The 14,143-nt window shown below is 73.0% G+C and carries 13 protein-coding genes; 12 read left to right on the top strand and 1 reads right to left on the bottom strand.

What is annotated here, in order from left to right; genetic code table 11:
- Positions 1 to 61: 61 nt before the first annotated feature.
- The 7 genes from ASF78_RS09520 to ASF78_RS09550 all read left to right on the top strand — a co-directional run bounded on the left by ASF78_RS09520 (position 62) and on the right by ASF78_RS09550 (position 9,374).
- The gene (locus tag ASF78_RS09520) at positions 62 to 1,402 is read left to right on the top strand and encodes an FAD-binding oxidoreductase (RefSeq protein ID WP_056587312.1); all 1,341 of its coding nucleotides are present in this window, start codon (positions 62 to 64) and stop codon (positions 1,400 to 1,402) included.
- A 96-nt stretch (positions 1,403 to 1,498) separates the two neighbouring features.
- Positions 1,499 to 3,481 (top strand): penicillin-binding transpeptidase domain-containing protein, encoded by a 1,983-nt coding sequence (locus ASF78_RS09525; protein WP_056587315.1) that lies wholly within the window; start codon positions 1,499 to 1,501, stop codon positions 3,479 to 3,481.
- 51 nt (positions 3,482 to 3,532) lie between these two features.
- Positions 3,533 to 4,912: a 3' terminal RNA ribose 2'-O-methyltransferase Hen1 gene (locus ASF78_RS09530; RefSeq protein ID WP_056587317.1), complete on the top strand. Its 1,380-nt coding sequence runs from the start codon at positions 3,533 to 3,535 to the stop codon at positions 4,910 to 4,912.
- Positions 4,909 to 7,425 (top strand): polynucleotide kinase-phosphatase, encoded by a 2,517-nt coding sequence (locus tag ASF78_RS09535; protein ID WP_056587320.1) that lies wholly within the window; start codon positions 4,909 to 4,911, stop codon positions 7,423 to 7,425. The genes ASF78_RS09530 and ASF78_RS09535 overlap by 4 nt, the downstream gene beginning before the upstream one ends.
- 13 nt (positions 7,426 to 7,438) lie before the next feature.
- Positions 7,439 to 8,005: a sugar O-acetyltransferase gene (locus tag ASF78_RS09540; protein WP_056587324.1), complete on the top strand. Its 567-nt coding sequence runs from the start codon at positions 7,439 to 7,441 to the stop codon at positions 8,003 to 8,005.
- Complete coding sequence (locus ASF78_RS09545; protein WP_056587327.1) at positions 8,005 to 8,967, top strand: LLM class flavin-dependent oxidoreductase; 963 nt, start codon at positions 8,005 to 8,007, stop codon at positions 8,965 to 8,967. The genes ASF78_RS09540 and ASF78_RS09545 overlap by 1 nt, the downstream gene beginning before the upstream one ends.
- Complete coding sequence (locus tag ASF78_RS09550) at positions 8,967 to 9,374, top strand: RidA family protein (RefSeq protein ID WP_056587329.1); 408 nt, start codon at positions 8,967 to 8,969, stop codon at positions 9,372 to 9,374. The genes ASF78_RS09545 and ASF78_RS09550 overlap by 1 nt, the downstream gene beginning before the upstream one ends.
- Here the strand turns inward: ASF78_RS09550 and ASF78_RS09555 are convergent.
- A complete protein-coding gene (locus ASF78_RS09555; protein WP_056587332.1) occupies positions 9,323 to 9,904 on the bottom strand; it encodes an adenylyl-sulfate kinase in 582 nt (193 codons plus the stop codon). The genes ASF78_RS09550 and ASF78_RS09555 overlap by 52 nt on opposite strands.
- 92 nt (positions 9,905 to 9,996) lie before the next feature.
- Here ASF78_RS09555 and ASF78_RS09560 point away from each other — a divergent pair, with 92 nt between their 5' ends.
- The 5 genes from ASF78_RS09560 to ASF78_RS09580 all read left to right on the top strand — a co-directional run bounded on the left by ASF78_RS09560 (position 9,997) and on the right by ASF78_RS09580 (position 14,143).
- Positions 9,997 to 10,989, top strand: a complete 993-nt coding sequence (locus tag ASF78_RS09560; protein ID WP_235518460.1) for an NAD(P)-dependent alcohol dehydrogenase — start codon at positions 9,997 to 9,999, stop codon at positions 10,987 to 10,989.
- Entirely contained in the window at positions 10,989 to 11,417 is a 429-nt protein-coding gene (locus tag ASF78_RS09565; RefSeq protein ID WP_056587335.1) for a hypothetical protein, read from the top strand. The genes ASF78_RS09560 and ASF78_RS09565 overlap by 1 nt, the downstream gene beginning before the upstream one ends.
- Positions 11,414 to 11,629 carry a helix-turn-helix transcriptional regulator gene (locus tag ASF78_RS09570; RefSeq protein WP_369816320.1) on the top strand — a complete coding sequence of 72 codons (216 nt, stop codon included), beginning with the start codon at positions 11,414 to 11,416 and terminating at the stop codon, positions 11,627 to 11,629. The genes ASF78_RS09565 and ASF78_RS09570 overlap by 4 nt, the downstream gene beginning before the upstream one ends.
- A gap of 66 nt (positions 11,630 to 11,695) precedes the next feature.
- Positions 11,696 to 12,334 (top strand): DUF4386 domain-containing protein, encoded by a 639-nt coding sequence (locus ASF78_RS09575; protein ID WP_056587340.1) that lies wholly within the window; start codon positions 11,696 to 11,698, stop codon positions 12,332 to 12,334.
- 9 nt (positions 12,335 to 12,343) lie between these two features.
- A complete protein-coding gene (locus ASF78_RS09580; protein ID WP_056587343.1) occupies positions 12,344 to 14,143 on the top strand; it encodes an SLC13 family permease in 1,800 nt (599 codons plus the stop codon).

Consider the following 14,143-nt stretch of genomic DNA (forward strand, 5'->3'; position numbering starts at 1 on the left):
CGTGCTCGCATGCCTGTCCGCATGGCACCCTGCCGTGACCGACCCGCAAAGGAGCTTCGGCATGTCCCATCCCCTCGCCTCCCTCGTGACCGGACCCGTGCTGACCCCGGGCGAGGAGGGGTTCGACGACGAGGTCACCCCTCACAACCGCGCGGTCGTGAACAGTCCCGACGTCGCGGTCGGTGCGACGAGCACGCAGGACGTGGTCGAGGCCGTGCGGTGGGCCACGTCGCGCCAGGTGCCGCTGACCGTGCTGGCCACCGGGCACGGCGCCACGAAGCCCGTCACGTCGGGGGTGCTGCTGACCACGCGTCGGCTCGGTGGGGTCGAGGTCGACCCGGACGCGCGCGTCGCCACGATCGGCGCCGGTGCACGGTGGACCGACGTCATCCCGGCCGCCGACGCACACGGGCTCACCCCCGTCGCCGGCTCGTCGACCCACGTCGGTGTCGTCGGCTACCTGCTCGGCGGGGGGATCGGCCCGTTCGCCCGCAGCCACGGGTCCAGCTCCGACCGGCTCCGGTCGCTCACCGTGGTCACCGGGACGGGGGAGGTGGTCGAGGCGTCGGCCGACGAGCACCCCGACCTCTTCTGGGCGCTCCGCGGCGGCAAGGTCGGGCTGGGCGTGGTGACCCAGGTCCGGCTCGAGCTGGTCGCGATCCCGGAGCTGTACGCGGGCGCGCTGTTCTTCGACGCCGAGCACATCGGCAGGGCGCTGCGCGGCTGGATCGCGTGGACGGCGACCGCGGACCCGCAGACGACGACGAGCGCGGCGATCATCTCGTTCCCCGACCTCCAGGCCGTCCCGCCGTTCCTGCGGGGTCGTACGGCGCTCGCGCTGCGGGTCGCGCGGCCCGGCGACGAGTCCGCCGGCGAGGCGGCCACCGCACCCCTGCGGGCGCTCGCCCCCACGTTCCTGGACACGGTCGGCGTCCTGCCGGTCGCGCGCGCCGTGGAGATCCACAACGACCCGGTCCAGCCGGGACCCGGCTGGGTGCGCGGGATCATGCTCGGCCACGCGGACGACGACCTCGCGACCGCCTGGCTCGACGTCGTCGGACCGGGGACCGGCCACCCGTTCGTGGCCGCCGAGCTGCGGCACGTCGCCGGCGCCACGGGCGTGGACGTGCCCGGCGGGTCGGCGGTCTCGGGGCGGGGCGCGGCGTTCGTCGCGGGGGTCGTCGGCAACGACCCGACGCAGTTCGCCACCACCCTGCCCACCTGGGCCGCCACGCTCAGCGAGGCCCTCGCGCCGTGGACCGTGGCGGAGCTCAACCCGAACTTCGCGGGGACGGGCACCCCGGTGTGGGCCCCGGCGACCGCCGACCGCCTGGCGCAGGTGCGCCGGACGTACGACCCGGCAGGGGTGTTCGGGCGCCCCCCGACTGGGGAGGAGTGGTGAAGGCTGCACGGTTCGCACCCGCGCCCCCACCCGGTGGTGGCACGCTCTCCGAGCGTCGCCCGAGCGGGACGCAGCCGCACGTGACGAGAGGACAGCATGTCGTTCGCAGGTGAACGGGCAGCATCGAGGCGACGACTCCTCGGCGGGGGGATCGTGCTCGTCACGGTCGCCGCGGGGCTGGCCGCGTGCTCCGCCGAGCCGCCGAACCCGGACAGCGCGACGACCGCGCTCGCCTCCGCGCTCGCCTCCGGCGACTTCACCGAGGCGCCGTTCGCCGGTGGTGCGGCCGACGTGTCCGCGGCGACCGAGGTCCGGACCGCCGCGTTCGAGGGGCTCGCTCCGTGGGAGCCGCAGGTCGCCGTCGTCTCGACGACGATCGACGAGAAGGACAAGGGCCTCGCGACGGTCACCCTCGGCTACACGTGGGACGTCGACGAGAGCGACGCCGACTGGACGTACGAGACGCACGCGAAGCTCGCCCGCGACGACGAGGACGTCTGGCACGCCACGTGGTCGCCCTCGATCCTGGCCCCCGACCTCGTCGAGGGGGAGGTCCTCACCGTCCAGAAGGCGCGGGCGGACCGCGCGAACGTGCTCGGCGCGGGCGGTGCGGTGATCGTCGAGCCGCGCCTCGTCCACCGTCTCGGCATCGACAAGACCCGGGTCGCAGCCCCCGAGCAGGACGCGGCCGCACGTGCGCTCGCGTTCTCGCTCGAGATCGACACGGAGGCGTACGTGGCCAAGGTGGTCGCGGCGGGCGAGAAGGCCTTCGTCGAGGCGATCACCGTCCGCGACGGCGACCCCGGCTACGACGTCCCGGCACTCGCCGCGATGGTCGGCGTCAACGACGTCACCGACATGCTGCCGCTCGCCCCCACACGCCAGTTCGCGCGCCCGATCCTCGGCACGGTCGGGCCGGCCACGGCGGAGATCATCGAGAAGTCGGACGGGGCCGTCTCGGACGGCGACCTGGCCGGCCTGTCCGGGCTCCAGCGCCAGTACGACGCCCAGCTGCGCGGTCTGCCCGGCCTCACCATCACCGCCGCGCGGCCCGACGGCGCCTCCCCGCGCCAGCTGTACACCGTCGAGCCCACCCCGGGCACGCCGCTGACGACCACGCTCGACGTCGACCTGCAGGGTGCGGCCGAGGCCGTCGTCGCCACCGTCACCCCAGCGAGCGCGGTCGTCGCCATCCGGCCGTCCACCGGGGACGTGCTCGCCGCGGCCAGCGGAGCCGGTGGCGAGGGGATGTCGACCGCGACCCTGGGTCAGTTCGCCCCGGGCTCGACGTTCAAGGTCGCCTCCGCGCTCGCGCTCCTGCGCTCCGGGCTGACCGCCGAGGGCGAGACGTCGTGCCCGGCGACGGTGTCGGTCGACGGGCGGACGTTCACCAACTTCCCCGAGTACCCGACCGACAAGCTGGGCACCATCCCGCTGTCGACCGCCTTCGCCAACTCGTGCAACACGGCCTTCATCTCGGCGCGGGACGCCGCGGACCAGGACGCGCTCATCGACGCGGCCGGGTCGCTCGGCCTCGACCCGCACGCAGCGCTCGGGTTCCCGGCGTTCCTCGGCGACGTCCCGGCCGACTCGGACGGCACCGACCACGCCGCGTCGATGATCGGCCAGGGGCGGGTGCTGGCCTCCCCGCTCGGCATGGCGACGGTCGCCGCGTCGGTGGCCCGTGGCGAGACGGTGGTCCCGCGCCTCGTGGTCCCCGCGGAAGGTGCGGCCACCGAGTCGCCGACCGCCGACGACGCCGCAGCCGGCGAGGAGCCGACCGACGCCCCGCGCCCGGTCGTCCCGCTGACCGCCGACGAGGCCGCGACCCTGCACCAGCTCATGCGCGGCGTGGTCACGGAGGGTGGCGCGACGTTCCTGCTGGACGTCCCCGGCGACGAGGTGGCGGCCAAGACCGGCACCGCGCAGTTCGGTGAGGCGGGGAACCTGCAGAACCACGTGTGGATGATCGCGATCCAGGGTGACCTGGCCGTCGCGGTGTTCGTCGACGTGGGCGAGTACGGGTCGACCACCGCCGGGCCGCTGCTGGAGCAGTTCCTGCGTGCGGCGCAGGGCTGACGCCTCGTTTAATGCGCCGCGTCGGGTCGCTGCGGTCGACACAATGACCCGGTGTTCCTCACCCTGACGTCGACAGCCGAGTCCGCGAGCGACCTGGGCTTCCTCCTGCACAAGCACCCCGACCGGGCGCAGACGTTCGACCTGTCGGTGGGCACGGCGCACGTGTTCTACCCCGAGGCCTCCGACGAGCGGTGCACGGTCGCGCTGCTGCTCGAGATCGACTCCGTCGAGCTGGTCCGCGGCGGGCGGTTCGGGGACGGCTTCGCCCTGGGTGCCTACGTCAACGACCGCCCGTACGCGGCCAGCTCGCTGCTGTCCGTGGCGCTCGGGCGGGTGTTCCGGTCGGCGATGGCCGGGACGTGCGCGGCGCGCCCGGACCTCGTGGGGGTCGCGCTGCCGTTGGAGGTCCACGTGCCGGCGGTGCCCGACGACGGCGACCCGGGCCTGGTGGCGCGACTGTTCGAGCCGCTCGGGTGGACCGTGGACGTCGGTGTCGGGCCGCTGGACCCGCAGGTGCCGTCCTTCGGTGACTCCCCGTACGCGGACGTGCGCCTGACCGGCACGTTCACCCCCGCCGACGCCCTGCGGCACCTGTACGTGCTGCTGCCCGCGCTCGACGGTGGCAAGCACTACTGGGTGGGTCCCGACGAGGTCGACAAGCTGGTCCGCAGCGCGGGCGAGTGGCTGGGTGGGCACCCGGAGCGGGACTGGATCCTGCGGCGGTCGCTCGCGCACCGGCGCGAGTACGTGGCCGACGCGGTGGAGCGGCTGGGCGTGGTGGAGGGCGCGGCGGAGCAGGTGGTCGCCCCGACAGCCGCGCGGCCGCTGTCCGAGGTCCGACGCGAGGTGGTGCTGGCGGAGCTGCGGACGGCGCGGGCGTCGTCGGTCGTGGACCTGGGCTGCGGTGAGGGTGCGCTGCTGCGGGACCTGCTGGCGGACCCGGCGTTCACGCGGGTGGTCGGGGCGGACGTGTCGCACCGTGCGCTGCGCAGGGCTGCGGAGCGGCTGGGCCTGGACCGGATGCCCGACTCGGTGCGGGCGCGGCTGACGTTGCTGCAGTCGTCGGTGACGTACCGGGACGCGCGGCTGGCGGGTGCGGACGCGGTGGTGCTGATGGAGGTCGTCGAGCACGTGGACGCCGACCGGCTGCCGTCGCTGGAACGGACGGTGTTCGGCGACGCGCGGCCGCGGACGGTCGTCGTGACGACGCCGAACGAGGAGTTCAACGTGCGCTACCCGACGCTGCAGGCGGGCACGATGCGGCACACGGACCACCGGTTCGAGTGGACGCGCGCGCAGGGTGAGCAGTGGGCGGCGCGGGTGTGCGAGACGTACGGGTACACGTTCCGTGCGGGGGCCGTCGGGGACGTCGACCCGGAGGTCGGACCGCCGACGCAGCTGCTCGTCTTCACGCTGGGGGCGGCCGCATGAGCGCGCTGGAGATCCCGGAGCTGGCGCTGGTCGTGCTGGTCGGGGCGTCGGGGTCGGGCAAGTCGACGTTCGCCGCACAGCGGTTCTCTCGGTACGAGGTGGTGTCCAGCGACGTCTGCCGGGGCATGGTCTCCGACGACGAGACGGACCAGGACGCCACGAAGGACGCGTTCGAGGTGCTGTCGTTCGTCGTCGGGAAGCGCCTGGACCGCGGGCGTCTGACGGTGGTCGACGCGACGAACGCGCAGCGCGACGCCCGCAAGCACGTGGTGGAGCTGGCGCGGGCGCACGACGTGCTGCCGGTGGCGATCGTGCTGGACCTGCCGGAGGAGGTCTGCCTGGACCGCAACCGGGGGCGTGGTGAGCGGGAGCTGCCGGCGCGGGTGGTGACGCGGCAGCGCGACCTGGTCCGGCGGGCGGTCGGTGGGCTCGCGCGCGAGGGGTTCCGGCAGGTGCACGTGCTGCGCACGGAGCAGGAGGTGGCGGAGGCGACGATCGTCCGCACGCGCCTGCGCAGCGACCTGCGGGACGAGCACGGCCCGTTCGACGTGATCGGCGACGTGCACGGCTGCCGGTCGGAGCTGGAGACCCTGCTGGAGCGGCTCGGTTACGCCCTGGTGCGGGACGACCAGGGCAGGCCGGTGGACGCCGCGCACCCGGACGGCCGGAAGGCGGTGTTCCTCGGGGACCTGGTGGACCGCGGCCCGGACACGCCCGGCGTGCTGCGCCTGGCCATGGGGATGACGGCGGCGGGTCACGCGCTCGCCGTCCCGGGCAACCACGAGCACAAGCTGGTGCGTGCGCTGGACGGTCGCAAGGTCACGGTCAGCCACGGGCTGGAGACGTCGCTGGAGCAGCTGGCCGCCGAAGGCCCGGAGTTCTCCGCGGCGGTCCGGGCGTGGGCCGACGGGATGGTCTCGCACCTGGTCCTCGACGACGGGCGGCTGGTCGTCGCACACGCGGGGCTGAAGGAGGCGTACCACGGGCGCACGTCGGGCCGGGTGCGCAGCTTCGCGCTGTACGGGGACACCACCGGGGAGACCGACGAGTTCGGCCTGCCGGTGCGCTACCCGTGGGCGGACGACTACCGGGGCCGCGCGATGGTGCTCTACGGGCACACGCCGACGCCCGTCCCGCAGTGGGTCAACAACACGATGTGCCTGGACACCGGGGTGGTGTTCGGCGGGCACCTGACGGCGCTGCGCTACCCGAGCAAGGAGATCGTGCAGGTGGCGGCCGAGCAGGTCTGGTACGAGCCGGCCAAGCCCTTCCTCGTGCCGGCGCCGACCCGTCCGGACGACGTGCTCGACATCGAGGACGTGCTGGGCCGGCGGTCGCTCGAGACGCGGCACCACGGCCGGATCACCATCGGCGAGGAGAACGCCGTCGCCGCGCTGGAGGTGATGAGCCGGTTCGCGCTGCACCCGCGGTGGCTGCCGTACCTGCCGCCGACGATGGCGCCCGTCGCGACGTCCCCGCTGCCCGGCGTGCTGGAGCACCCGGCGGAGGCGTTCTCGGCGTTCGCGGCCAACGGAGTCGCGCACGTGATCTGCGAGGAGAAGCACATGGGCTCGCGGGCGACCGTGCTCGTGTGCCGGGACGGGTTCCGCTGGAGGGGTGCACCGGACGGGGAGACCGGAGCCGTGTGGACCCGGACCGGGCGGGCGTTCTTCGACCGTTCACTGACCGAGGTCCTCCTGGACCGGCTGCGTGCGGCTCTGACGAAGGCCGGACTCTGGGAGGAGCTCGGCACGGACTGGCTGCTGCTCGACGGCGAGCTGCTGCCCTGGTCGCTCAAGGCGGGTCCGCTGCTGCGCGAGCAGTACGCGGCGACGGGCGCGTCGGCCCGCGCGATGCTCCCGCCCGCCGTCGCGACCCTGGAGGCGGCCGCGTCGCGGGGGCTCGACGTGGCCGACCTGCTGGACCGGACGCGCCGTCGTGCCACGGATGCCGACGCCTTCGTGGCGGCCTACCGCCGCTACGTCTGGCCGACCGACGGTCTCGACGCCGTGCAGCTCGCGCCGTTCCAGGTGCTCGCCGCGGAGGGGTCGACGTTCCACGACCGCGACCACGGCTGGCACCTGTCCCTGATCGACCGCCTGGTCGCTGCCGACCCGACGCTGCTGCGCACGACGCAGCGGCTCGAGGTCGACACCTCCGACCCGCAGGAGGGGATCGACTGGTGGGAGGACCTGACCGCGTCCGGGGGCGAGGGGATGGTGGTCAAGCCGTTCGCCAACCTGGTGCACGGTCGGCGCGGGCTCGTGCAGCCGGGCCTGAAGGTGCGCGGGCGCGAGTACCTGCGGATCATCTACGGGCCGGAGTACACGCAGCACCTCGACCGGTTGAAGGTCCGGTCGCTCGGGCGCAAGCGAGGGCTGGCGCTCCGGGAGTACGCGCTCGGGCTGGAGTCGCTGGACCGGCTGGTTGCCGGTGAGCCGCTGTGGCGCGTGCACGAGCCGGTGTTCGCGGTGCTTGCGCTCGAGTCCGAGCCGGTGGACCCGCGCCTGTGAGAGCGTCGGAGGTATGAGTGACGAGGACATCCGGACGCAGTACGAACGGATGGTCGCCGGCGACTGGTACGAGGCCGACGCCGACATCCAGGCCCTGACCAGCGCCGCACAAGCACGTGCGGAGCGGTTCGCGCAGGCTGTCAGGGACGGTGACGACGACGCCGTCGACCGGTTGCGGGAGCTGCTGGGCTCGCTGGGCGAGGGCTCCTGGATCCGCCCGCCGCTGTACGTCGACCTCGGCGTGCACCTGCACGTCGGGGCGCGGTCGTTCGTGAACTTCGGTCTGGTGGCGCTCGACGTCGCGCACATCCGCATCGGCGACGACACCAAGATCGGCCCGAACGTCCAGCTGCTCACCCCGATCCACCCGGTCGACCCGGAGCCGCGTCGCGCCAAGCTCGAAGCGGCGAAGCCGATCACCATCGGCGACAACGTGTGGCTCGGCGGCGGTGTCATCGTGTGCCCGGGCGTGACCATCGGCGACAACACCGTCGTCGGCGCCGGGGCCGTCGTGACCAAGGACCTGCCCGCCGACGTCGTCGCGGTCGGCAACCCGGCCCGCGTGATCAAGGAGATCTGATGGCCGCCCCCACGACCGAGCGCGCCGTCGGCGTCATGCTCCCGCGGGACCTGCCCGCCCACCAGTTCCGCACCTACGCGCAGCGCGCGGAGACGCTCGGCTTCGACGAGCTCTGGGTGGTCGAGGACTGCTTCTTCCGGGGCGGCATCGCGCAGGCGGCCGCAGCGCTCGCGATGACCGAGCGGATCCGGCTCGGCATCGGCATCCTGCCCGCCGCGGTCCGGAACGCGGCGTTCACCGCGCTGGAGGTGTCGACCCTCGCGGAGCTGTTCCCCGGCCGCGTCGACGTCGGCATCGGGCACGGGATGCCCGGCTGGATGCGGCAGGTCGGCGCGTGGCCCGCGAGCCCGCTGACCATGCTGGGCGAGCACCTGGACGCGGTGCGAGCGGTGCTGCGCGGGGGTGCGCACGACGCGGACGGACGCTACGTGACGTGGTCCGGCGTCGACCTCAACACGCCACCCAGCAGCGTGCCGCGGGTCCTGGCCGGGGTCCGCGGACCGAAGTCGCTCGCGCTCGCGGGCCGGTCCGCCGACGGCACGATCCTCGCGGAGCCGGTCACCCCCGAGTACGTCGCGGAAGCGCTGCGGCACATCGCGCCGACGCGCGAGCACCGGATCGTCGCGTACTGCGTCGCGGTGGTCGACGACTCCCCGGACGCCGCCCGCGCCGCCGCCCGGCCCGCCCTGGAGTGGATCGGCGACCCGGACTGGGACGTGCACATCGCACCGCTGCCGTTCGCCGACGAGTTCCGCGCGCTGCGGGCGACGTCCGGCACGCGCGAGGCGTTCGCCGCGGCGATGCCCGACGCGTGGGTCGACCAGCTCGCTGTCGTCGGGTCCGTCGACGACGCCCGCGCGCGCATCGGCCAGCTGCACGACGCGGGCGTCACGACGACGGTCCTGATGCCGGTCGGCGTGGACCCGTTGGCCGCCCTGGAGAACTTGGCGAGGGTGCTCTAGTGGCGAGTGCGGTCCGGCTGATCCGGTCCCCACTGCTCAGCGACGTCGCCCAGTACGCGTACGCGGCGACGGCGGACGCGGGCGCCCGGCTGATCTTCCTGGCCGGCGCGTGCCCACTGGAGGACGACGGGTCCACGGCTGCGGTCGGCGACTACGCGGGTCAGGCCGCCCGGTGCATCGAGACGCTCACGCTGGCGCTGGAGGCCGCCGGGGCGGGCATCGGGGACGTGATCAGCACGCGCGTGCTCGTCGCGTCGTCGCAGCGGGACGACCTGGGCGCCGCGTGGGCCGTCGTCCGGGACGCGTTCGGCGAGCACGACGTCCCGAGCACCCTGCTCGGCGTCACGGTGCTCGGCTACGAGGACCAGCTTGTCGAGATCGAGGCCGTGGCGGCCGTCGTCGACTGAGCACGCTCCTGGGCTGGGGTCGGGAGGTCGAGCAGGTCCGCGATCTGTGACGCGACGGCCGACGGCGTGCGGTCGTCGTTGGTGACGACGTGCTCCTGGACGGCGGCCTCGACGAGCAGGTCGGCCAGCATGTCGGTGCGGGCGAGGTGCCAGTCGCGCTCGGGGCCGGGTGGGTGCCGGGTGACGAGACGTGCGTGCCGGAGTGCCGTGGGTGAGTCGATCCGGACGACCCGCACGGGTTCGCCGAGGGCGTCGGCGTAGGCGTCGCGCTGCGCGACGGTCTCGATGACGCGCGGCAGGATCAGCACCTCGAGCCCTGCGTCGTGCCAGTGCGGGCGCATCGTGCGCAGGTGGGCGACGACGACCCGCTCGTTGAAGGGGTCGTCGGGCGGCGCGGTGGTCTCGTTGGCGATGGCGTCGACGTCGAGCTCCTCGGCGGCGTACCCGCGGGCGAGCAACGCGTCCCGCAGGGCGACGGCCACCGTCGACTTGCCCGTACCGACAGTTCCCGAGAGTGCGACGACGTTCATGGCGCACATCATGCCGTGTTAAGAACTCTTGACATCATGTCTGGTTCGCCATACCTTCGTCATGTCAACAATTCTTTACACAGGAGACTCCGATGGACGTCCAGACCCGCACCATGCAGGCGATCACCCAGCGCGCGTACGGCTCGTCGGAGGTCCTCGCGCTCGCCACCCGGCAACGGCCGGTGCCGAAGGCCGGCGAGGTGCTCATCGCGGTGCGCGCCTCGTCGCTCAACTTCGCCGACGTCGCCATGGTCACCGGCCGGCCGGCGCTGATCCGGACCGTCTCCGGGCTGCGCACGCCCAAGCACCCGGTGCCCGGCAAGGACGTCGCCGGCGTCGTCGAGGCGGTCGGCGCGGACGTCACCGAGTTCCAGCCCGGCGACGAGGTCTTCGGAGAGGCCACGGCGGGCGTCTGGGCGCAGTACGTGTGCGTCCCGGCGAAGCTCGTCGCGATCAAGCCGGCGAACCTGACGTTCGAGCAGGCCGCCACGCTCCCGCTCGCGGCCGGCACCGCGCTCGACTGCGTCGCCGGGGTCCAGGCCGGGCAGAAGGTGCTGGTCAACGGCGCGTCCGGCGGGGTCGGCACGTTCACCGTGCAAGCGGCGAAGGCGCTCGGGGCCGAGGTGACCGGGGTGTGCAGCGGGCGCAACGTCGAGCTGGTCCGGAGCGTCGGCGCGGACCACGTCGTCGACTACGAGCGCTCCGACTTCACCAGCGACGGCACCCGGTACGACCTGATCATCGACCTCGTCGGCAACCGCAGCCTCGCGGCCTACCGGCGGGCGCTGACCCCGCGCGGCACGCTGCACCTGTCCGGTGGCGGCGGCGGCTCGATCATCGGTCCGATGGCCCGGCTGGTGCAGGCGCTCGTCGTGAACCTGTTCGTCAAGCAGCACCTCACGCCGGTGTTCGCCACCCCGAGCCGCGCGAAGCTCGACCGGCTGCGCGAGCTCGCCGAGGCCGGTTCGCTCACGCCCGCGATCGAGCGGACCTACTCTCTCAGCGACGCCCCGGAGGCCGTGCGTCGGCTGATGGCCGAGCACGCCCGGGGCAAGACCGTGATCACCGTCGCCGAGGAGCGCTGATGTCGTACGAGGAACGGAACGTCTGGGTGATGTTCGTCGTCTCCGTGCTCGCGTACGCCGTGTACGTCGTGGTCGTGCTGACGCGGGCGCAGGACGTGCCGCTGACCGAGGTCGCCTACGTCGGGCCGCTCCTGTGGTCCATCGGCGGCGCGATCGTCGTCTCCATCCTCGCGTCCATCGCCGTGGGGCTGGCCAACCGGCGCGACGGGCACCTGACCGACCAGCGGGACAAGGAGATCAACCGCGTGGGCGAGCGCACGGGCCAGTCGTTCGTCGTCATCGGCGCCCTCGCCGCGATGGTCCTGGCGCTCCTCGAGGTGGACTGGTTCTGGATCGCCAACGTCATCTACCTCTGCTTCGTCCTCTCGGCGATCATCTCGTCCATGACCAAGCTGGCGGCCTACCGGCAGGACTTCTCCACGTGGTGAAGCCGCCGACGCGCGTCACCAACTCGATCCGCACGCTGCGCTTCACCCACGGTGAGATGACCCAGGCGGACCTGGCCGAACGCATCGGCGTCACCCGCCAGACCGTCATCGCCATCGAGCAGGGGCGCTACTCGCCGTCGCTCGAGATGGCCTTCCAGATCGCCCGCGTGTTCGACGTCCCGCTCGACGACGTCTTCCAGTACCCGGGCTGACCCTCGCACCACCCCGCACGAGACCAGCAGGTCTCGCGATCCGTCATGCCCGAAAGAGGTCGTCACATGAACGCACGCCTGGCTGGACTGCTGTACCTCGTCGTCGCCGTCTGCGGCGGCTTCGCCGAGCTGGCCGCACGAGAGACGATCAAGGCGTCCGACGACGTCGCCGAGGCGCTGCGCGACAGCGTCGGGCTGATGAAGGTCGCATTCGCCGCCGACCTGGCCGCCTTCACGTGCTTCCTGCTGGTCGGCATCGCCCTGTACGGCCTGTTCAAGGACGTGCACCGCACCGCCGCGATCACGATGCTCACCATGAACGCGGTCAGCGTGGCCATCCAGTGCCTCAACATGGTCAACCACGCCGGTGCCGTGCTCGCGGCGCAGCAGGGGGCCGACGAGCTCGCGGTGCTGTTCCTGGAGCTGCACGTCGTCGGGTACCACCTGGTGGCGCAGATCTTCTTCGGCGGGTGGCTGATCCCGCTCGGGTACCTGGTGGTGCGGTCGCGGATGGTCCCGCGGCTGTTCGGGTACGCGCTCATGATCGGTGGGACCGGCTACCTGCTCGGTCTCGTCGTCGAGCTGGTCGCGCCGGGCGCTGACTCCGTGATCCTGGTCCTGGGCATGCTGGGCGGGATCTCCGAGGTGGCATTCCTCGGCTGGTTGCTGGTGCGGGGCGTTCGCCGGCCGGTGCTTGTGCCCTAGTTTGGCTAGGTGTCCGACGCCACGCTCAGCCTGCTGGTCCTGGCGGGCTGCGTCGGCCTCTTCATCTGGAACCGGCTGAGCGTCGGCGTGGTCGCGATCCTCACCGCGCTGGCCCTGTACGCGACCGGGCTGATCACCGCCAACGAGGCCGTCGCCGGGTTCGGTGACCCGGTCGTCGTGTTCATCGCGTCCCTGTTCGTGCTCAGCGAGGGCCTCGAGTCGTCGGGGGTCACCGCGTGGGCCGGTCAGCAGCTCATCACGCGTGCAGGGACCGCGCGCAACCGGCTGCTGATCGCGCTCATGGGTCTGTCCGCGGTCATGGCGGCGCTCGTCACCCCCAACGGCGCGGCCGCCGCGCTGCTTCCCGTGGTGGTCCTGGCGTCGCGACGGTCGAAGCAGTCCACGTCGCAGATGCTCATGCCGCTCGCGTTCGCCGCGAGCGCCGGTGCACTCCTGGTGCTCAGCGGCAGCACCGTGAACGTGATCGTGTCCGACGCCCTGTTCGAGGCCACCGGCGAACGGTTCGGGTTCTTCGAGTTCGGGCTGATCGGGCTGCCGCTCGTGCTCGTGACGATCGCGGTCTCGGTCCTGCTCGGCCGCCGGCTCCTGCCGGACCGGTCGCCGACGTCGCTGCCCGCCGACTACTCCGCGCACGTCGACACCCTGGTCGAGCACTACAGCCTGGACGTGGGCTTCTTCCGGCTCGCGGTGCAGCCGGGGTCCGACGTGGTCGGCAGCCGTCGCGAGCAGGTGTCCGTACCGGACGGTGTCGTGCTCATCGGGGTGCAGCGGTCCACCGGCGCTCCGGCGGCCGAGGACGACCTGCTCGCCGTCGGCGACGTCGTCGTCGTGACCGGTGAGAGCGACGGCATCACGTCGCTCGTCGAGCGGCACGGGTTCGCCGTCGCGACGACGCCCCTGACCCGGGGGACGCGCGAGGCGCTGCTCGGCCGGGAGGTCGGTGTCGCGGAGCTGGTCGTCCGCCCGCGGTCGCGCGTCATCGGTGAGGTCGTGTTCGCCGGGCTGGTCCGGTCCGGGGTCACCGTGCTCGGCGTCCGGCGGCTGGGCAAGGACCGCGGCGGCGACCACCTGGTCCTCGCCGAGGGGGACTCGCTCCTGGTGCACGGGCCGTGGTCGTCCGTCGAGGCGTTCGCCGCCGACGACGACGTCCTCATCGTCGACAGCCCCGAGCTGGTCCGCCGGCAGACCGTCGCGCTCGGACCGAAGGCGTGGCGCGCGATCGCGGTGCTCGTCGGCACGGTCGCCCTTCTGGCGAGCGGTGTCGTCCCGCCCGCGATCGCCGGGCTGATCGGCGCGACGGCGATGGTCATGACCGGCGTGGTCGGCGTCCCGCAGGCGTACCGGGCGGTGTCGTGGCAGACCGTCGTGCTCGTCGGCGGGCTCATCCCGCTGTCGGTCGCGATCGCGTCGTCCGGTGCCGCGGACCTCGTCGCCGGCTGGCTCGTCGGCATCGTCGGCGACGGCAGCCCGCAGGTGGTCCTCGCCGCGATCTTCGTGCTCACCGTGCTGCTCGGTCAGGTGGTCAGCAACACCGCGACCGTGCTGATCGTCGCGCCCATCGCGGTCGCCATGGGCAACGAGTCGGGCGTCGCGCTCGCGCCCGTGCTCATGCTCGTCGCGGTCGCCGGGGCCGCGTCGTTCCTCACCCCGATCGCCACCCCCGCCAACATGATGGTCATGGGGGCGGGCGGCTACCGGTTCTCCGACTACTGGAAGCTCGGCCTGGCGACCACGCTGGCGTGGTTCGTCGTCGCGGTCCTGCTCATCCCCGTCATCTGGCCCACGTAA

The organism is Cellulomonas sp. Leaf334 (assembly GCF_001424195.1).
Lineage (GTDB): Bacteria > Actinomycetota > Actinomycetes > Actinomycetales > Cellulomonadaceae > Cellulomonas.